At 71.8% G+C, this 19,412-nt stretch carries 16 protein-coding genes; 8 read left to right on the top strand and 8 right to left on the bottom strand.

Going from position 1 to position 19,412, the window contains the following annotated elements; genetic code table 11:
* Positions 1-18: 18 nt before the first annotated feature.
* From AB0C16_RS19815 to AB0C16_RS19840, 6 genes are all read right to left on the bottom strand, one after another.
* A complete protein-coding gene (locus AB0C16_RS19815; RefSeq protein WP_357684840.1) occupies positions 19-2,484 on the bottom strand; it encodes a ComEC/Rec2 family competence protein in 2,466 nt (821 codons plus the stop codon).
* 574 nt (positions 2,485-3,058) lie between these two features.
* Positions 3,059-3,748: a ComEA family DNA-binding protein gene (locus tag AB0C16_RS19820; RefSeq protein ID WP_357684842.1), complete on the bottom strand. Its 690-nt coding sequence runs from the start codon at positions 3,746-3,748 to the stop codon at positions 3,059-3,061.
* A 448-nt stretch (positions 3,749-4,196) separates the two neighbouring features.
* The gene (locus AB0C16_RS19825) at positions 4,197-5,006 is read right to left on the bottom strand and encodes a DegV family protein (protein WP_357684844.1); all 810 of its coding nucleotides are present in this window, start codon (positions 5,004-5,006) and stop codon (positions 4,197-4,199) included.
* 13 nt (positions 5,007-5,019) lie between these two features.
* Entirely contained in the window at positions 5,020-6,228 is a 1,209-nt protein-coding gene (gene hutI / locus AB0C16_RS19830; RefSeq protein ID WP_189123695.1) for an imidazolonepropionase, read from the bottom strand.
* Between the two features lie 426 nt (positions 6,229-6,654).
* The gene (gene hflX, locus AB0C16_RS19835) at positions 6,655-8,067 is read right to left on the bottom strand and encodes a GTPase HflX (protein ID WP_357685257.1); all 1,413 of its coding nucleotides are present in this window, start codon (positions 8,065-8,067) and stop codon (positions 6,655-6,657) included.
* Between the two features lie 83 nt (positions 8,068-8,150).
* Positions 8,151-8,846 (bottom strand): DUF4097 family beta strand repeat-containing protein, encoded by a 696-nt coding sequence (locus AB0C16_RS19840; RefSeq protein ID WP_357684846.1) that lies wholly within the window; start codon positions 8,844-8,846, stop codon positions 8,151-8,153.
* 156 nt (positions 8,847-9,002) lie between these two features.
* Here AB0C16_RS19840 and aceB point away from each other — a divergent pair, with 156 nt between their 5' ends.
* The 5 genes from aceB to AB0C16_RS19865 all read left to right on the top strand — a co-directional run bounded on the left by aceB (position 9,003) and on the right by AB0C16_RS19865 (position 15,442).
* On the top strand, positions 9,003-10,580 hold the full coding sequence (gene aceB, locus AB0C16_RS19845) for a malate synthase A (protein ID WP_357684848.1): 1,578 nt from the start codon (positions 9,003-9,005) through the stop codon (positions 10,578-10,580).
* A 112-nt stretch (positions 10,581-10,692) separates the two neighbouring features.
* The gene (locus AB0C16_RS19850; RefSeq protein ID WP_357684850.1) at positions 10,693-12,165 is read left to right on the top strand and encodes an FAD-linked oxidase C-terminal domain-containing protein; all 1,473 of its coding nucleotides are present in this window, start codon (positions 10,693-10,695) and stop codon (positions 12,163-12,165) included.
* Complete coding sequence (locus tag AB0C16_RS19855) at positions 12,165-13,418, top strand: FAD-binding oxidoreductase (RefSeq protein ID WP_357684852.1); 1,254 nt, start codon at positions 12,165-12,167, stop codon at positions 13,416-13,418. Before AB0C16_RS19850 ends, AB0C16_RS19855 begins: the two co-directional genes overlap by 1 nt.
* 1 nt (position 13,419) lies before the next feature.
* Complete coding sequence (locus AB0C16_RS19860; RefSeq protein WP_357684854.1) at positions 13,420-14,622, top strand: heterodisulfide reductase-related iron-sulfur binding cluster; 1,203 nt, start codon at positions 13,420-13,422, stop codon at positions 14,620-14,622.
* 67 nt (positions 14,623-14,689) lie between these two features.
* On the top strand, positions 14,690-15,442 hold the full coding sequence (locus AB0C16_RS19865; protein WP_357684856.1) for an IclR family transcriptional regulator: 753 nt from the start codon (positions 14,690-14,692) through the stop codon (positions 15,440-15,442).
* Here AB0C16_RS19865 and AB0C16_RS19870 read toward each other — a convergent pair.
* A complete protein-coding gene (locus AB0C16_RS19870; RefSeq protein ID WP_357685259.1) occupies positions 15,417-15,836 on the bottom strand; it encodes a VOC family protein in 420 nt (139 codons plus the stop codon). The genes AB0C16_RS19865 and AB0C16_RS19870 overlap by 26 nt on opposite strands.
* A 57-nt stretch (positions 15,837-15,893) precedes the next feature.
* On the opposite strand from AB0C16_RS19870, the gene AB0C16_RS19875 reads away from it, so the two are divergent.
* The 3 genes from AB0C16_RS19875 to AB0C16_RS19885 all read left to right on the top strand — a co-directional run bounded on the left by AB0C16_RS19875 (position 15,894) and on the right by AB0C16_RS19885 (position 18,823).
* Complete coding sequence (locus AB0C16_RS19875; RefSeq protein ID WP_357684858.1) at positions 15,894-16,628, top strand: IclR family transcriptional regulator; 735 nt, start codon at positions 15,894-15,896, stop codon at positions 16,626-16,628.
* Positions 16,629-16,631: 3 nt separating this feature from the next.
* On the top strand, positions 16,632-16,844 hold the full coding sequence (locus AB0C16_RS19880) for a DUF2277 domain-containing protein (RefSeq protein ID WP_357684860.1): 213 nt from the start codon (positions 16,632-16,634) through the stop codon (positions 16,842-16,844).
* Positions 16,845-16,909: 65 nt separating this feature from the next.
* Positions 16,910-18,823: a hypothetical protein gene (locus AB0C16_RS19885; RefSeq protein WP_357684862.1), complete on the top strand. Its 1,914-nt coding sequence runs from the start codon at positions 16,910-16,912 to the stop codon at positions 18,821-18,823.
* On the opposite strand, the gene AB0C16_RS19890 is transcribed toward AB0C16_RS19885, so the two are convergent.
* Complete coding sequence (locus AB0C16_RS19890; protein WP_357684864.1) at positions 18,807-19,322, bottom strand: hypothetical protein; 516 nt, start codon at positions 19,320-19,322, stop codon at positions 18,807-18,809. The genes AB0C16_RS19885 and AB0C16_RS19890 overlap by 17 nt on opposite strands.
* Positions 19,323-19,412: the final 90 nt, after the last annotated feature.

Below are 19,412 nucleotides of genomic sequence, written 5' to 3' on the forward strand. Positions count from 1 at the left end.
CCGGGCTGAACGGGCCGGTCACCGACCTCGGGCCACCACGGCAAGGGTGCCGTTCTGCTCGACCACCGCGAGGTCGCCGGATCGGTCGGTGCGGTGGACGCGGGCGCCGAGGCCGTTGAGGAGGGCGATCGTGGGCTGGGCGGGGTGGCCGTAGTCGTTGTCGGCCCCGACGCTGATCAGCGCCGCCCGGGCGCCCACCGCCGCGAAGAAGGCCGGATCCTGCCTGGGTGACCCGTGATGCGGGACCTTGAGAATGTCGGCCCGGGGAAGAGGGCCGCGCAGCAGTTGCTCCTGGGCCTCGATCTCGATGTCGCCGCTGAGCAGGGCCGAACCGGCTCGCCAGCGTACGTGGACGACGATGCTGGAGTTGTTGACCTCGCTGCCCTCTCCCTGACCGGTGACATGCTCCTGTGCCGGGGCGAGGACGGTCAACTCGGACGGCCCCAGTTGCCAGCGGGTGCCCGGCGGTGCCGTCCACTCGGGGATGCGGCGCCGGGACAGGTCGCCCGACAGGCTGGACGGGCGGCCGGAGGCGGTGCGCTGCGGGCTGACGACGACGGCTCCGACGCGCCTGCCCCTGAGGACGCCCGGCAGGCCGTCGACGTGATCGGCGTGGGGATGGGTGAGGATCACCAGAGGCACGTCGCGTATCCCCAGCGTGCGCAGGCAACGGTCCATGGTCACGGGGTCGGGACCGGTGTCGACCACCACGCCGCGCCCCGGGCCCGCCGCGATCACCAGGCCGTCGCCCTGGCCCACATCACACATCACCATCAACCACGCCTTCGGCGGCCAGGGCGAGGCGATCGGGCGGATGACGAGCACCGCGACGAGGGCTCCCCCGGCCACCGCCAGCGTCACCGCGCGCCAGGCGCGGCGTCTCCAGACGAGGGCCACCGCCGCGACCGTGACGGCCAGCAGGCCCAGCCCTGCCATGCCGCCCGGCCAGGGCAGGGTCGCCATGGGGAGGTTCACCGCCCAGCGCGCGACCATGATGATCCAGCCCACCGCGTAGCCGGCGGGGATGATCAGCAGCTGCGCCGCCTCGGGCCAGAAGGGGGCGACCAGCGCGGCGGCGAACCCCAGCAGCGTCGCGGGAGCCACGGCAGGGCCCGCCAGCAGGTTGGCCGGCACCGCGACCGGCGACAGCTGACCGGCCATCAGCACCAGCACGGGCGTCACCGCCGCCTGCGCCGCCGCCGGCACCGCCACGGCCTCGGCGGCCCACCTGGGCAACCGCGCCCGCGCGCCGCACCCCCCGGCCAACCGCGCATGTGCCCCGCTCTCCCCTACCGACCGTGCACACGTCTCGCGCCGCATGAGCCGCCGCGCCCACGCCTCGCGGCGCACGACCAGCCGCGCTCCCGCCTCGCGCCGCACAAGCAGCCGCGCCCACACCCCACGCCGCCTGGCCGGTCGCCTCAAGACGCCCAGATCGGATGCAGGAGTGATTTCACCGCTGGGTGGCGGCTTCGGTCCTGCCAGATAGGCCACGCGCCGTGGACTCGTCGGCGGGGGGACGCCGTCGTCGGGGTGTGGGCCGGCCGCCGGGTTCGGCTCGGGTGGCGGGCTCGACAGGCGGTCGCGCCAGCGGGGGGCGAGGAGGAGGATGCCCGCGGTTGCGAGGACGGACAGGGCGAAGCCGTACGAGCGGGAGAGTTCGGGGGCGAAGAGGATCAGCAGGAGGACCGCCGCCGAGAGTGCCGCCACGCCGTCCTTGGCCCGGCCGGTGCCGAGAGCGACAGCGGCGACGAGGCCCATGAGGAGCGCCCGCAGGACGCTCGGAGACGGCCGGGCCACCACCGCGAAGGCGATCATGGCTACGGCGGCGAAGACGGCTCTCAGGACAAGGGGAAGGCCCGCCAGCCGGGAGAGGGCGAGGGCCGCACCGGCCACGATCGACAGATTGGTGCCGCTCACCGCGTTGAGGTGGCTCAGGCCCGCTTCCTTGAGGTCGGCACTGACCTGAGGGTCCATCCGGGAGACGTCGCCGACGACCAATCCCGGAAGGAGACCGCGCTGGTCGGCGGGCAGCACGTCGGAGGCGGTGCGCAGGCCGGCCCTGAGAGCGCCTGCCACGGCCTGCGACCGGCTTGGCTGGGTGAGCACCCGGGGCGGCCCGCGGACCAGCAGGACAGCGCTCACCAGGTCGCCGGGAGTCGCCTCGGCGAGCCTCGCGGTGACCTCCAGTCGCTGGCTCGGCAGGAGGGAGCGCCACCCTGCGCCGTTGGCGAAGACCGTGACCGGTGTTCGCACGGCCACGCGCTGCCCGGCGGTGCGATAGATCTCCAGGTTGGCCGGGACCACCACCCTTTCCTGCTGGAAACGCCCACGGCTGATCCTGGGATCGTCCGTGAGGGTGATCTCGGCGGTGACCGTCGCCCCCTGGGCCGCCAGGCCGGCCACGGGCCCAGTGGTGACGGCGTGAACCCGCAAGCCCACGGACGCCGAGGTCGCGGCCAGGCAGGCCAGCACGGCGATCATCAGGTTGCGCCAGAGCCACCGGCCCGTGGGGGCTAGGCAGAACCACCGGCGGATGCCGGCGATCCCGATCCAGCGGCATGTGGCCGCGCGCCACGACCTCAGAGGTGAGGAGGCCGGGCCGGCACTCCCTGCGCGGTGGGAGGCTGGAGCATCCTCGCGTGAGTGCGCGAGACAGGCCGCTGCCAGCGCTCCGAGCGTGGACAGTGCGCAGACGATCAGGCTGGTCGCCGCGGAGCACCCGAGCAGGGCCAGCGCGCCCGCCCAGGCCGTGAGCGCGGGCGGAACCAGGACCCAGGAATGCTCGCGGAGAGAGTCGCCACCTGGTGGGCTCGATGGGAGATCGCCGAGAGCGCCGTTTCCCGCCCACCTTGATGGGAGGTCACCGGGAGAGCCGTTTCCCATCGATGGGAGGTCGTCGAGAGAGCCCCTCTCTGTCGATGGGAGGTCGTCGAGAGAAGTGTTTCCGGGCGAGTTCGATGGGAGGTCGCCTGGGGAACCGCTGCCACGCGGGGGCAATAGGAGGTCACCTGGGGAACCGCTGCCACGCGGGGGCGATGGGAGGTCGCGGGGCATGTCAGACGCGGACCTTTCCTTTGATCTCCTCATAGGTCCTCGGTCCGATGCCGCTGACCTCCCGTAGTTGGTCGACGCTGGTGAATCCGCCATGGACGGTGCGGAACTCGGCGATGCGGGAGGCCAGAACCTCGCCGACACCTGGTAGCTGCTCCAGTTGGTCGGGCGTCGCCGCGTTGAGGTCGAGCACCGAGGCGGCCGGATCTGCCTGCGTCGTGCCGGCGGCCGGAGCGCCCGCCGGGGCGCCGACGACGATCTGCTCGCCGTCGACCAGCCGTCTGGCCAGGTTGACCGAGCCCGTGACGGCTGTTTGGCGTGCTCCCCCGGCGGCTGTCACCGCGTCGGTCACCCGGGCGCCCAACGGGAGGGTGTAGACGCCCGGCTTGCGCACCTTGCCGGTGACATGGACGGTCACCTGAGCCGTGGGGGTCGAGGACGCGGGCGTGGCCACGGGCAGGTGTGGCATGGGTGACGGCGCGGTCAGAGGCTCCGGAACCGGTTGGGACCGCCAGAGGAAGACGCCTGCGGCCACCGTCGCGAGCACGCCCAGCACCAGCAGAACGCGGAGGCCAGGTCTTCCGGGGTCAAGAGCCGGCGCCTGGGCCGCGATGGCGGTGCGGAAGGCCGCGAAGGAGGGCGGCACGGAGATGGGGTGTCCGCCCGGTGGCCGGGGATTCGGGCCGTGGGCCACGGTCGGACGCTGGGGGTGCGGATCCCGCGACGGCGCATAAGAGCGTTGCGGCCGGCGGTCGGGTGTGGTGATCGACCGAAGCCTGGACTCGGCTATGGTCTGCTCGGCCGTCGGATCGGGAGTGCGCACGCCGACGAACGTAGGAGCTGAGAGCCTTCGGGCAGGGAGCTGAACGAGGTTCTGGGGACAGCGCGTCCATGCTCAGGGATCCTGTGGACAAACACCGGGCAGGGGACGCTGCCTTACGTGGGCAACGCAGACCGGACGTGGGCAAAGCGGGCCTGACACAGACGCGGGCCCGACGTGGGCGAGGCAGGCCGGACACAGACGACGCAGGCCTGCCGTGGGCGGGCAGGCCGGATATAGGCGAAGCAGGCCTACCGCGGGCGGGGCAGGCCGGACATAGGCGACGCGGGCCCGACGTGGGCGAGGAGGGGCGTGGAGGGTTTCAGCCGGGCATGGTCATCGTCAGCCCCAGCATGCCGGGCCCCACGTGGACCCCGATGACGGCGCCGACCTCGACCACCCGCAACTCCACGAGCCCCGGCAGCCGCTTGGGCAGCCGTTCGGCCAGGGACTCGGCCCGTTCCGGCGCCCCCAGGTGCTGCACCGCGACGTCGACCGGTTCCTGTCCGGCGGCCTGCACCACCAGGTCCTCCAGGCGCGAGATGGCCCTGGCGGAGGTGCGTACCTTCTCCAGTAACGACACCCGCCCGTCCACGACGTGCAGCAGGGGCTTGATCGCGAGCGCGGACCCCACCAGCGAGGCGGTCGCGCCGATCCGGCCGCCGCGCCGCAGTTGCTCCAGCGAGTCGGCGTAGAAGAACGACCGGGTCCGTGCGACGCACCACAGGGCGGCGTCGGCCACCTGCTTCAGGGTGCCCTCGCGGGCGGCGGCGACGGCGGCGGCCATGACGGGGTAGCCGAGCCCCATGGCGATGGACCGGCTGTCGATCACCTCGACCGGGACGGGGGCCTCTTTGGCGGCCAGCCGGGCCGCCTCGGCCGTGCCCGAGAGGTCGCCGGAGAGGTGGATGGAGACCACGGCCGCGACGCCGGCGGCGGCGAGGTCGGCGTAGCAGGAGGCGAACCGCGAGGGCGCGGGGCGCGAGGTGGTCGCGCCGGCCAGGTCGCCGGTGAAGGAGCCCTCGTCGTAGGAGACGCCATCAGAGATCACTTGGAGGGGCACGACCGTGACGTTAGGGATGGGCGGCAGGTAAGCGGTGGAATCAGTGACTACGGCGACTGATTGCGGCATATACCGAGATTAACTACTGGACCGGGGTCCCACCCCGCCAGACGCGGCGCGGCTTGAGCCCGAAGGACCAGGCGAAGGCGCCTTCGTGGTCGGCGTCCCACTGGACGATGTCGGCCAGCCGGCCGGGAGCGAGGACGCCGCGGTCGGGCGCGCCGAGGACGGTGGCGCCACCCAGCGTGGCGGCCCGCAGCGCGTCGTTGACGCTCATCCCGAACGCCGACACGGCCATCGCGATGACCAGCGACATCGAGGTGATGCCGCAGTAGCCGGGGTTGTGGTCGCTGCCGAGCGCGATCTGGACGCCGTGCTTGATCATCTGACGGACCGGCGGGACCTTGCCGCGCTGGAGCGCCGTCGCGGGGCAGACGACCGCGGGAACGCCGTAGCGGGACATGATCGCGATGTCCTCGTCGGACATGTGGTGCAGCCCGTCGGCGGAGGCGCAGCCGAGCTCGGCGGCCAGTTGCACGGCGCCGCGGCGGCTGAAGAGGCCGGCGTGGATGCGCGGCAGCAGGCCGACGTTGCGGCCCGAGGCGAGCACCCAGCGGGACTCCTCGGTGGTGAAGTGGCCCTCGTCGCAGTAGACGTCGACGCTGTCGGCGCCGGCCGCCGCGGCGTCGGCGCACCAGGCGCCCACGGCCTCGACGTATTCGCGCTGGCGGCCGAAGTATTCGGGAGGCACCACGTGCGCCGCGAGGAAGGTGACGTGCACCCGCGGCATCATCGGCTCCTTCTCCAGCTCGCGCAGGAGCCGCACGTCGGCGAGCTCGCCGTCGCGGGTCAGGTGGTAGCCGGTCTTGGCCTCGACGGTCGTGGTGCCGTTGAGCAGCCAGCCGCGCAGCCGCTCGCGCACGCCGTTGCACAGGGTCCACGGGTCGGTGCCGCGCGTCACGGTGACGGTGGAGCCCACGCCGCCGCCCGCGGCGGTGATCGCCGAGGAGGTGGACCCGCCGGTGCGGATGGCCAGCTCGGCGTAGCGGTTGCCGGCGTAGACGGGATGCGTGTGGGCGTCGATGAGACCGGGCGTGACCAGGGCGCCGCCCAGGTTTTCGACGTGGTCGACGTCGACGATGTCGTCGACGACTCCGGGCACGCTCTGCGGCAGGTCGGGCGCTCGCCCGACCCACGCGATGCGGTCGTTGTGCACGAGGATGGCCGCGTTGCTGAGGACCTCGTTGCCGGTCCAGAGGCGGCCGATGTTGGTCAGGAGCCGAACGGTCACCGCACCACCGCCCCGCACGAGCGCAACACCCAGCGCACGGCTGGCGCCGCGCCCACTGAGTCGGCTCCGGGTCCGGACGACATGGGGGGTCTCCTGCTCTCATCCGCGTAGGGCTGTGCGGTGACCGTATCGCTGGACTCATGATCCGGCGATTTCAGTTCAGTTACGTTATTTCACAGGCTGGCTCGCTGTACAGGGTTATTCGGAAGATAGCCCAATCATCCCAGGCACCACGGTGCCCCGGCATCCCCCTCTGGCCCCCGCAGGCAACATGATTCACACCAGCCATCATCCGAAACCCGCGTCATTAACGTTGTAAGGCTCGGCTTATCCTAGCAATCCCTCGATGCAAGGACCACTGTCGCCTTTGGGCAGCTCTGCGCTATTTATCGGCCAGAGCTGCCCCGGCCTTACCTCCAAGAGCGCCTAGGAGACGCGTTCCACCGGCTTGCCCACCCGCACCAGCTCCTGGAACAGGCTGGGCAGCACCCGGGCGTGCAGGACGGTGCCGTCGCCGACGTGGTCGATCGAGAGCACCTCGCCCTCCTTGTGGGCCCGCGAGATGAGGTCGCCCCTGTCGTAGGGGACGAGCAGCAGCACCTCGTGGTCGAGCCTGGGCAGCTCGCGCTCGATGAGCTCCATCAGCTCGGGGATGCCGGCGCCCGTGCGGGCGGAGACCACGATGCTGTCGCGCTCGCGCCTGGCGATGCGGTCGAGCACGTCCTGGTCGGCCGCGTCGGCCTTGTTGATCACCACGATCTCGGGCACGTCGGAGGCGCCCTCGATGTCGGCGAAGACCTCGCGCACGGCGGTCAGCTGGCCCTCGGGGTCGGGGTGCGAGCCGTCGACCACGTGCAGGATCAGGTCGGCGTCGGCGACCTCCTCCAGCGTGGACCGGAACGCCTCGACCAGCTGGTGGGGCAGGTGCCGGACGAAGCCGACGGTGTCGGCGATCGTGAACACCCTGCCTTCGGGCGTGCGCGCCCTGCGGACCGTCGGGTCGAGGGTCGCGAACAACGAGTCCTCCACCAGCACACCGGCGCCGGTGATGCGGTTGAGCAGCGAGGACTTGCCCGCGTTGGTGTAACCGGCGATGGCGACCGCCGGGACCTCGCGCTGGGTGCGCCGCTGGCGCATCGTCTCGCGAGAGGTCGACATGCCGCCGATCTGACGGCGCAGCTTGGCCATCCGCTCGCGGATGCGGCGCCGGTCGAGCTCGATCTTGGTCTCACCGGGCCCGCGACCGCCGATGCCGACGCCGCCCGCGGCGCGACCGCCGACCTGCCGGGACAGGTTGCCGCCCCAGCCGCGCAGGCGCGGCAGGAGATACTGCAACTGCGCCAGCTCGACCTGGGCCTTGCCCTCGCGGCTCTTGGCGTGCTGGGCGAAGATGTCGAGGATCAGCGCGGTGCGGTCGATCACCTTGACCTTGACCGTCTCCTCGAGCTGGCGGAGCTGGCCAGGGGTCAGCTCGCCGTCGCAGATCACGGTGTCGGCGCCGGTCGACTCGACCACGTCGCGCAGCTCGAGCGCCTTGCCGGAGCCGATGTAGGTGGCGGGATCGGGCTTCTGCCGGCGCTGGACGAGGCCTTCGAGCACCTCGGATCCTGCGGTCTCGGCCAGGAGTTTCAGCTCGAGAAGGGAGTTTTCGGCGTCGGTCGCGGTGCCCGAGGTCCACACGCCGACCAGCACCACCCGCTCGAGGCGCAGCTGGCGGTACTCGACCTCGGAGACATCCTGAAGCTCGGTGGAGAGGCCGGCCACGCGGCGCAGCGCCTGGCGGTCCTCTAGGTCCATGTCGCCGGTCTCGAACTCGTCGAGCTCGGAGTATTCGTGCATTCGTGTCATCTCTATGAGGGAACGTCTGGACACCGCGGTGTCTTCCCCGATCGTGGCACGACATCCCCGGCGTAAGCACCTATTTATCCGGGCAGCAGCCTGACATCACCCGAACCGGCCTTGACGGAGATCTTGTGGGGGGACGCGTCGTCGTCCTTGACCGACACTGTGACATCACCCGATCCCACCTCGGTGGACACCGCGTAGGAGCCGTCGGGGACACGGAGCTCGACCTCACCCGAACCGGTCTTGACCACGGCGCTGTCGGGCGGGGACACGTACTTCAGGTCGAGGTTGCCCGAGCCGGTCTCGGCGACGAGCGTCTTGCCGGCCAGGCCGGTGCCGTCCACGTCACCGGAGCCGGAGGAGCTCTCGACGGGGCCCGTCAGCGACCTGAGCGTGATGTCGCCGGAACCGGTGCCGGCGACGACGCGCAGGCCCTTGGGAACCTCGATCTTGTAGTTGACGGTGCAACCGCCCCAGTTCATCCCGCCCTTGCAGTCGTAGGTCACGAAGAGCGTGTCGCCCTCGACCCGGTGCTCGGCCTCGGGCTTGTCGTCGCGCCACTGGAGGGTCTCGGTGACCCGGACGGTGGTGCCGTCGTACTCGCTGATCACGGCATCGCCGGAACCGGTCTTGAGGTGCAGCCTGGCCACCTTGTCGGCGACCTCGTAGTTGACGGTGTCCTGGTTGGTGGGGCCGGCGAGGCCCTGCAGCCCACAGCCCGTCAGCAGCACCGCGGAGGCGAGCAGCCCGCCCGCGATCACGATCGTCTTCATGCCTCGAATCCTCTCGCGGGCCGGGTTTTCGCACATCGGGGATGCCCCCGACCCCCGCCCCGAGGGCCCCCCTGGGCTTTGACCGGGCTGTGCCGGGTAAAGTAGCTTCACTTCCATAATCCAGAACTTGTTTTCCACATAGCGGAAAGAGAAGACATGGAGATCACCGGCCCGATCCTTGAGCGGTTCGACGAGATCCTCACGCCGCAGGCGCTGGAGTTCGTGGGGACTCTCCAGCGGGAGTTCGGCGCCACGCGGCTGGAGCTGCTGGAGGCCCGGCAGGCGCGGCAGGCCGAGCTCTCGGCGGGCGGCACGCTCGACTTCCTGCCCGAGACCAAGGAGATCAGGGAGGGCGAGTGGAGCGTGGCCGCGCCCGCCCCCGGTCTGGAGGACCGCCGGGTCGAGATCACCGGCCCGGTGGACCGCAAGATGACGATCAACGCGCTCAACTCGGGCGCCAAGGTCTGGCTGGCCGACTTCGAGGACGCCAACTCCCCGCTCTGGGCCAACTGCGTCAGCGGCCACCTCAACCTGCGCGACGCGCTCGACCGGACGATCGACTTCGAGTCGGGCGGCAAGTCCTACGCCCTCAGGCCGGACGACGAGCTGGCCACCATCGTGGTCCGGCCGCGTGGCTGGCACCTCGACGAGAAGCACGCCCAGGTCGGCTCGCGGCCCGTCTCGGCCTCGCTGTTCGACTTCGGCCTCTACTTCTTCCACTGCGCGCAGCGGCAGCTCGCCAAGGGCAAGGGCCCCTACTTCTACCTGCCCAAGATCGAGTCGCACCAGGAGGCGCGGCTCTGGAACGACGTGTTCGTCCGCGCGCAGGAGCTCCTCGGCGTCCCGCGAGGGACGATCAGGGCGACCGTCCTCATCGAGACGTACCCGGCCGCGTTCGAGATGGAGGAGATCCTGTACGAGCTGCGCGAGCACTCGGCGGGGCTCAACGCGGGCCGCTGGGACTACCTGTTCAGCGTGATCAAGAAGTTCCGCACCCGGGGCCGCGAGTTCCTGCTGCCCGAGCGCAACGCCGTCACGATGACCGCGCCCTTCATGCGGGCCTACACCGAGCTCCTGGTGCGCTCCTGTCACAAGCGCGGCGCCCACGCGATCGGCGGCATGGCGGCGTTCATCCCGTCGCGGCGCGATCCCGAGGTCAACGCCGTGGCGCTGGAGAAGGTCCGGGCCGACAAGACCCGCGAGTCGGGCGACGGCTTCGACGGCTCGTGGGTGGCGCACCCCGACCTGGTGCCGATCTGCCGCGAGGTGTTCGACGGCGTGCTCGGCGACCGGCCCAACCAGCTCGACAGGAAGCGCGAGGACGTCGGCGTCTCGGCCGCCGACCTCCTGGCCGTGTCGGAGACGCCCGGCGACATCACGGAGGCGGGGCTGCGCAACAACGTGGACGTGGCGCTGCGCTACCTGGCCGCCTGGATGGGCGGGCTCGGCGCGGTGGCGATCCACAACCTCATGGAGGACGCCGCAACGGCCGAGATCTCCCGCTCGCAGATCTGGCAGTGGATCCACAACGACATCACGCTCGCCGACACCGGCGCGACCGTGACGAAGGCGCTGGTCGAGCAGATCATCGCGGAGGAGCTGGCCAAGATCGCCACCGAGCCCGGCTACGACGAGGACCTTTACACGCAGGCCACGGCGCTGTTCAAGGAGGTCGCGCTGGACGACGACTTCGCCGACTTCCTGACCCTGCCCGCGTACGCTCGGATGCCATAGAAACCCATACATAAAGAAATTTCCGCTTATGTCCGGTGTATCAGCACCGGACATAAGCGGACGGGTATAACCAGAGATGGACTGAGACCGGAAACGGGCGACCTGGAGACTCATGCGTGCTGGAGACGCCCCGCCGGCGACCGCCGCGCTCGACCCGCTGACGGCGGCGCTGCGCTCGTCGCTACCCGCCGACTCGGTGATCACCGATCCGGTACGGCTGCGCACCTACGAGTGCGACGGCCTCACCTATCACCGGGCCACCCCGGGCGTCGTCGTGCTGCCGGAGACCGCTGAGCAGGTGGCGCGGGTGGTGCGGCTGTGCAACGAGTTCGGGGTGCCGTTCGTGGCCCGCGGCTCCGGCACCGGGCTGTCCGGCGGCGCGCTGCCCCGCGAGGACGGCGTGCTCATCGTCACCTCCAAGATGCGCCGCATCCTGGAGATCGACCTGCCCAACCGCAGGGCCGTCGTCGAGCCGGGCGTCACCAACCTGGCCATCACCGAGGCGGTGCGCGACCAGGGCTACTACTACGCCCCCGACCCGTCCAGCCAGCAGGTCTGCTCGATCGGCGGCAACGTGGCGGAAAACTCCGGCGGCGCCCACTGCCTGAAATACGGCTTCACCGTCAACCACGTCGAAGCCTGCGAGATCGTCACCCCCGACGGCGACCTGGTCACGCTCGACCTGCTGGACCCGGGCTACGACCTGCTGGGCGCGTTCGTCGGGTCGGAGGGCACCCTGGGCATCGCCACCAGGATCACGGTACGGCTCAGCCGCGCCCCCGAGAGCGTGACCACGGTGCTGGCGGCGTTCGAGAGCATCGAACAGGGCGGCACGGCGGTGTCGGCGATCATCGGGGCGGGCATCGTGCCGGCCGCGATCGAGATGATGGACGCGCTGTCCATCGAGGCGGCCGAGGCGGCGGTGGCCTGCTCCTATCCCGAGGGCGCCGGCGCGGTGCTGATCGTGGAGCTCGACGGGCCCGAGGCCGAGGTGACCCGGCAGTTCGCCCGGCTGCGGGAGATCTGCTCGGGGGCGTTCGAGCTGCGGGTGGCGGCCGATCCGGCCGAGCGGGCCGCGATCTGGAAGGGCCGCAAGTCGGCGTTCGCGGCCGTGGGCAGGATCAGCCCGGCCTACATCGTGCAGGACGGCGTGGTGCCGCGCACCGCGCTGCCGAGGGTGCTGGCCGCCATCGACCGGCTGTCGGCGGAGCACCGCATCAGGGTGGCGAACGTGTTCCACGCCGGTGACGGCAACCTGCACCCGCTGGTGCTGTTCGACGACGCCGAGCCGGGGGCGGGCGAGCGGGCCGAGGCGGTCTCCGGCGCCATCCTCGACCTGTGCATCGAGCACGGCGGGTCGATCACCGGCGAGCACGGGGTCGGGGTGGACAAGGCGAGATACATGCCGAGGATGTTCTCCGAGGACGATCTCGACACCATGCAGCTGGTCAGGTGCGCCTTCGACCCCCGTGGCCTGTCCAACCCGGGCAAGGTGTTCCCCACGCCGCGCCTCTGCGGCGAGGTGCCGGGCGTGCGCAAGGGCGTGCACCCGCTGGTGGAGTCCGGCAGGGCGGAGCAGTTCTGATGTCGCGCGAGCAGCTGGACAAGACCGGGGTCACGGTCAGGGACGCCGACTCGGGCGACGCGGTGGCCGGCGTGGAGCCGCGCTGGGTGGCGCTGCCGGAGACGGTCGAGGAGGTCTCGGCGGTGCTGCGCGTCTGCGCCGAGCAGGACCTCGCGCTGGCGCCCGTCGGCGGCGGCACCAAGCTGCACTGGGGCCGCCCGCCCGAGCGCTGCGACGTGCTGCTCGACCTGTGCTGCCTGAACGAGATCCTGGAGCACGCCTCGGGTGACCTGGTGGTGCGCGCCCAGGCCGGGGTGACGATGGACGCGCTGGCCACCGCGCTCGCCGCCGAGGGTCAGGAGCTGGCGCTCGACGTCCCGCCCGGCGCCACGGTGGGCGGCACCCTCGCCACCGCGACGGCCGGGCCGCGCGCCTTCCGCTACGGCACGCCGCGCGACCTGCTGATCGGCATCACGGTCGTGCTGCCCGACGGGACGATCGCCCGGTCCGGCGGCAAGGTGGTCAAGAACGTCGCGGGCTACGACCTGGGCAAGCTCTTCACGGGCTCGTACGGCACGCTGGGCGTGATCGCCGAGGCCACGTTCCGCCTGCACCCGCTGCCGGCCGACCGGCGCTGGCTGGTGACGCGGGTGGCTCCCGAGCGGGTGCGGGAGCTCACCGCGGCGCTGGCGGCGTCGCAGGCCGAGCCCAGCGCCGTGGAGATCGACCGGCCCGATCCCGCGGGGCCGATGACGCTGGCGGCGCTGGTCGAGGGCTCGGCGGCCGAGCCGCGGGCCCTCGCGCTGCGCGAGCTGGCGGGAGGAGGCGAGGTCACGGCGGGCCCGCCGTCCTGGTGGGGGCTGCTCCCCGGCGACGAGGCCCCGGCCGGAGGCCGCTCCCCCGACGAGGCGCCACCCGACCAGGCCTCGGTGGAGCGCCGCCCGGTGGACGAGGTGCTGGTCGAGGCGAGGTTCCTGCCGGCCGGCCTGGACGCGGTGCTCGACGCCGCCCGCGACGCCGGATTCCGGCTGCGCGGCTCGCCGGTGTCCGGCCGTCTCCACCTGGCGCCCCGGGGCGAGGTCACCGAGGAGGCGCTGGCGGGCGCCGTGGCCGGGCTGCGGGATCGGGTGCGCGGGGTGACCGTGCTGGCCTCGCCGTACGAGAGCGTGGAGCGGTGGGGGCACATCGGCGCGCTGCCGCTGATGCGCCGGGTCAAGGAACGGTTCGACCCGGGGCGCAGGATGTCTCCCGGTCGCTTCGTGGGAGGGATCTGACATGGACCCGGAGCTGATCGACGACTGCGTGCACTGCGGCTTCTGCCTGCCGACCTGCCCCACGTACGTGCTGTGGGGCGAGGAGATGGACTCTCCGCGCGGCCGGATCCACCTGATGAAGCAGCACGTCGAGGGCACCCCGGTGACCCCCGAGATGGCCGGGCACTTCGACGCCTGCCTGGGGTGCATGGCCTGTGTCACCGCCTGCCCGTCGGGCGTGAAGTACGACCGGCTGATCGAGCAGACCAGGGCCGAGGTCGAACGGGTGCACGTGCGCGAGCCCCGGGAGCGGGCGGTGCGCGGGCTGGTCTTCAGCCTGTTCCCCTACCCGCGCAGGCTCAGGCTGCTCCGGCCCGGCATGTGGCTGGCCGAACGGCTGGCGCCGTTCCTGGAGCGGGCGCATCCGAGCCTGGGCGCGATGGCCGGGCTGGCGCCGCGGGTGCGGCACCGGCAGCGGATGCCGCGCCTGGTCAGGGCCAGGGGCGAGCGCAGGGCCGTGGTCGGCATGCTGACGGGGTGCGTGCAGGGTGAGTTCTTCCCGCAGGTCAACGCGGCCACCGCGCGAGTGCTCGCGCTGGAGGGCTGCGACGTGGTCATCCCCGCCGGGCAGGGCTGCTGCGGAGCGCTCAGCGTGCACGCCGGGCGGGCGGACCAGGCCAGGCGGCTGGCCCGGCGGACGGTCGCCACGTTCGGGAAGGCCGGGGTCGACACGGTCGTGGTCAACGCGGCCGGGTGCGGGTCGTCGATGAAGGAGTACGGCGAGCTGCTCGGCGCCGAGCCGGGGTTCAGGGTGATGGACCTGTCGGAGTTTCTCGCCGAGCTGGGCCCGGTCGCCGAGCGGCATCCGCTGCCGCTCACCGTGGCCTACCACGACGCCTGTCACCTGGCCCACGCCCAGGGCATCCGGGCCCAGCCGCGCGAGCTGCTGCGCGGCATCCCCGGGCTGGAGCTGCGCGAGGTGCCCGAGTCGGCCATCTGCTGCGGCTCGGCGGGCACGTACAACATCTTCCAGCCCGAGGCGGCCCGCGACCTGGGCGACCGGAAGGCCAAGGCGGTCGGCTCGACCGGCGCCGAGCTGCTGGTGTCGGCCAACCCGGGCTGCACGATGCAGATCGCCGCGGCCATGCGGCGGGGCGGCGCCACGATCAGGGTGGCGCACACGGCCGAGGTTCTGGACGCCTCGCTGCGCGGAGTCTCGCTTTGAGCGCGGTCAGCACGATGAGCGCAGTGAGCACGATGAACGTGGTGAGCACGATGAGCGTGGTGAGCGCATGAGCGTGCAGTCGGTCGAGCGGGCGCTCGACGTGCTGGAGGCGCTGGCCGAACACGGCGGCGAGGCGGGCCTGTCGGAGATCGCCGCCAGGACGGGCCTGCCGTACGGGACGATCCACCGGTTGTTGCAGACCCTGCTCACCCGGGGCTACGTGCGCCAGGACTCCGGCCGCCGCTACGCGCTGGGCGGCGGCCTGGTGCGGCTGGGCGGCATCGCCGAGGGCATGGTCGGCGAGTGGGCGCAGCCGTACCTGACCAGGATGGTGGAGCTGTCGGGCGAGACGGCGAACCTGGCGGTGCTCGAGGGCGACTTCATTGTCTACGTGGCGCAGGCGCAGTCGCCGCGCAGGCTGCGGATGTTCGCCGAGGTGGGCAGGCGGGTGCTGCCGCACAGCACGGCCGTGGGCAAGGTGCTGCTCGCCGGCCGGACCACCGAGGAGGCCGTCACACTGCTGGGGCGCACCGGGATGCCGCGCCGAACGCCCAACACGATCACCGAGGTGCACGCCATGCTGGCCGAGCTGGACCGGGTCAGGGACCGGGGCTACGCGATGGACCTGGGCGAGGAGGAGCTGGGCGTGCACTGCCTGGCGGTGCCGGTGCGCGGCGCCGGCCGGGTGGTGGCCGCGATGTCGGTGTCGGGACCGGCCGAGCGCATCGACGCGCTGGACCGGGGCGAGCTGGCCGAGGGGCTGCGGAAGATCGCCCACGACTTCGGCGCCGAGCTCAGCCCGGTGCCTGGCGGAGGCTGACCATGCCGCCGCCCGCCGCGTGGGTGACGACGGCGACGCGCCCGCGAGGGGTGTCGAACGGCTCCACCGGCACGTCGGCGCCCAGCTCACGCGCCTCGGCCACCAGGGCGTAGTCGGCCAGGGGCCCCTCCAGGAGCCAGCCTCCGGCGGCCTCGACCCTGGTCAGCGCGGCCCCGAGGTCGGAGGTCGCCAGATAGACGGTCCACAGCGCCGGGTCGTCGGCCTCGGGATGGGGCGTGATGGCGGCGACCGGGCGCTCGCGCAGGCGGGCCATCGCCCAGCCGCCCTGGTCTCGGCAGTCCCAGCCGAGGAGCGCGGTGTAGAAGCGCCCCGCGGCGGCGGCGTCGCGGGTGAGGAGCTGGGCCCAGCAGGGGGTGCCGTCGGAATAGGCGATCTTCTCTGGCCTGCGGAGAGGGTCTCACCACGCACCGACAGTTTAGTCTGTTGCGCTATGAGCACCTCCGTTCAGTCAGTCGACCGGGCGATCACGATCCTGGAGATCCTGGCCCGGGAGGGTTCGACGCGGGTGACCGATCTCGCGGTCGAGCTCGACGTGCACAAGTCGACGGCGTCCCGGCTGCTGTCGGCGCTGGAGCAGGGCGGGCTCGTGGAGCAGAACGGCTCGCGCGGGCGCTACCGGCTCGGGTTCGGCGTGGTGCGCCTGGCGGGCGCGGCCGCGGCCCAGCTCGACCTGTCGCGGGCGAGCAGGCCGGTGTGCCTGCGGCTGGCCGAGGCCGTCGGCGAGACGGTCAACATCGCGGTGCCGCAGGACGGCGACACGGTCAACATCACGCAGGTGCGCGGCCCCTCGGCGATCAGCGGTCACAACTGGGTCGGGCAGCGCACCCCTTCTCACGCGACGTCGAGCGGGAAGGTGCTGCTGGCGTTCGGGACGCTGCCGCTGCCGCACAGGCTGGAGCGCTACACGCCCGCGACCGTCACCGACCCCGACCGGCTGGAGCTCGGCCTGGTCAGGCGGCGCGGCTGGGCCTGCACGGTCGAGGAGCTGGAGGTCGGGCTCAACGCGGTCGCCGCGCCGATCGTGGGCGGCGACGGCTCGGTGGTGGCCGCCGTGAGCGCCTCGGGGCCGTCCTACCGGCTCACTCCGGACCGGCTGCCGGAGGTGGGCGAGCTGCTGGCCGAAGGCGCGCGGGAGATCAGCCGGCAACTCGGCCATTACCGTTAGAGCATGTGCAGAAGCATCAAGACCTTGCGCCCGCCCTACACCGAGGACGTGACCGAAGAGGACATCCGGGCGGCGGCCCTGCAGTACGTCCGCAAGATCTCCGGGTTCCGGGCGCCCGCCTCGCACAACGCCGAGGCGTTCGACCGGGCGGTGGAGACGATCACCAAGGCGTCGGAGGAGTTGCTCGGGGCGCTTCATGTTCGCGGAGGCCGTTGACAGCGTCCGCTGCCGGGAGAAGTCTCCCCGATGTACCCCCACATCGATTTCCCAGGGAGCTTCCCATGATCAGCGGGCTGTATCAGGGTCAGGACGGCGACGCGCGCCTGGAGCTCCGCATCGACGTGGACGGCACCCGGCCCACCGGCCGGCTCAGCGGCGACGTGTTCTCCGTGTCGGGCGCGACCACCGCCTACGTCGGCTCGTTCGTGGTCAACTCCCCCGCCGTGCGGGCGGAGGGTGACGAGGCGCGGATCGACGGGCGGGGCGCCTTCACCTTCGACGCCCCGGTCAAGGACGTCAGCGTCACGATCAGCCACGGGACGGGCACGGCCGTGGTCGGCGGGCACTCCTACCCGGTGGCCTACGCCTCGCCGTACTTCCGCAGCGTGCTCCTGGAGCAGGACTCGGTGACGGGCACCGAGCCGTTCATCGCCTACAACACCGGGGCGCTGCCCTGCCCGCCGGGCACCGTGGCCCGCGATCTCGGCGTGGCCGAGGCGTACGCGGAGGCGGGCATCCGGCTGACCGTGGCCCAGCCGGGCGTGATCCCGGTCGACGGGTCGGGCGCGGACCTGGCGTGGGACGACGCCGAGCTGCACCACGCGATGACGCAGCAGTTCGGCGGGTTCAGCGACGCCGTGGCCTGGCGGGTGTGGCTGCTGGTGGCCAGCAGGCACGTGGGCGGCTACCGGGGCATCATGTTCGACTACAACGACGCGCACCAGCGGCAGGGGGCCGCGGTGTTCTACGACGCCATCAAGGGCGGCACGCCGCAGGCGCAGCGGGCGCAGCTGCGCACGTACGTGCACGAGCTGGGACACGCCTTCAACCTGCTGCACTCGTGGCAGAAGAACCTCGCCACCCCGCCCCAGCCGCTCGGCCCCGACGGCGGCTTCGGCGACCTGTCGTGGATGAACTACGTGCAGAACTACCGGCCCGGCGGCGAGATCGGCTACTGGTCGGCGTTCCCCTTCCAGTTCACCGATCCGGAGCTGGTGCACCTGCGGCACGGGTTCTACCGTGACGTGGCGATGGGCGCCAACGCGTTCGGCACCGGCGCGGCCGAGATCACCCCGTTCGAGCAGCCCGTCGAGGACCGTTCCGGGCTGCGGCTGGAGGTGCGGGCCAAGGAGTGGTTCGGCTTCGGCGAGCCGGTCGTGGTGGAGCTCAAGCTGTCGGCCACGGGCGAGCCGCGCACCACGCACAGCCACCTGCACCCCGACACCGAGTTCACCCAGATCTGCATCACCCGGCCAGACGGCCGGACCCTGCTCTACCAGCCGATGATGCGGCACTGCGTCGACTCGTCGAACGAGGTGCGGCTCGACGCGGGCAACCCGGCCATGTACCGGAGCGCCTACATCGGGCACGGACGTGACGGTCACTACTTCCAGCAGCCCGGCGAGTATCACGTCCGCGGGCAGTACATCGCCGCCGACGGCTCGCGCATCGTCTCCCCGTCCTGCCTGGTCAGGGTGCGCTATCCGGTCAGCGCCGACGACCACCAGGTGGCCGAGCTGATGCTGGGCGAGGAGCAGGGCAAGCTGTTCTCGCTGCTCGGCTCCGACTCACCGTCGCTGCGCGCCGGCAACGAGGCGCTGGACGAGCTGATCGACAGGCACGGCGGGCACCGCCTGGCCGTCTACGCCCGCATGGTCAAGGGCCTGAACGCGGAGCGGGGCTTCAAGGCGCTCACCCCGGGCAAGCGGCTGCGGATCCGGCCGCCGGACCCCAAGCAGGGCATCGAGCAGCTGACCGAGGTGGCCCGCGACGCGACCATCGACAACATCACGCTGAACATGGTGATGCGCCGCCTGGCCAGGGCCGAGGCCCGGCAGGGCGACCTGGGCCGGGCCAACGCGGTGATGGACGAGATGGTGACCGTGTTCGAGGCCAAGGGAGTCAACCCGATCGTGATGGCACAGATCCGGCGGCAGGCCGAGCTGACGAAGACCGCGCTCAGTGCCGAAGCGTGACCGGACGGCCCGCCGAGCAGCCGATGCGCACCTCGACCTCCTCCCCCTCGTCGGGTTCGAACTCCACCTTGGCCTCGTGGCGCGGGCCGGGCTCGACGCCGTCGACGGAGTAGCCCTGGGCCGGGCTCCACGACCGCAGCGTCACCTCGTCGCCTTCGCACGAGGCGATGACCGTGCCGCCGGCCGTACGGATCAGCTCCTCGCGGGGGGCGGGAGGTGAGCTCGTCTCGGGGGACGTCACCGACGGGGAGGCCGACGAGGTGTCCGACGGTGTCACTGACGAGGTCACGGACGAGGTCACGGACGGGGTCGTGGATGGGGCGGCCGATGGCGTGGCCGGGCGCGGGGTGACGGAGGAGAGCGCGGCACGGATCTCTCCCTGGCTCAGCACGCGGCCGGAGGAGCCGGTGAGAGCGCTGCCGAGCAGGCCGAGCACCGCCACGGCGGCGCCGGTGGCGGCTATCGCCGTGACCACCCAGGCCAGCACGAGTCGCTTCACTGCGCCAGTTTCCCCCATCTGCGGCTAATGCCTGGTTAAGGCGATGATAAGAGCGCACCATGCATCGTGTTTCACCGTCTACGGTTTCCC

The organism is Nonomuraea sp. NPDC048916, assembly GCF_040649575.1.
GTDB lineage: Bacteria > Actinomycetota > Actinomycetes > Streptosporangiales > Streptosporangiaceae > Nonomuraea.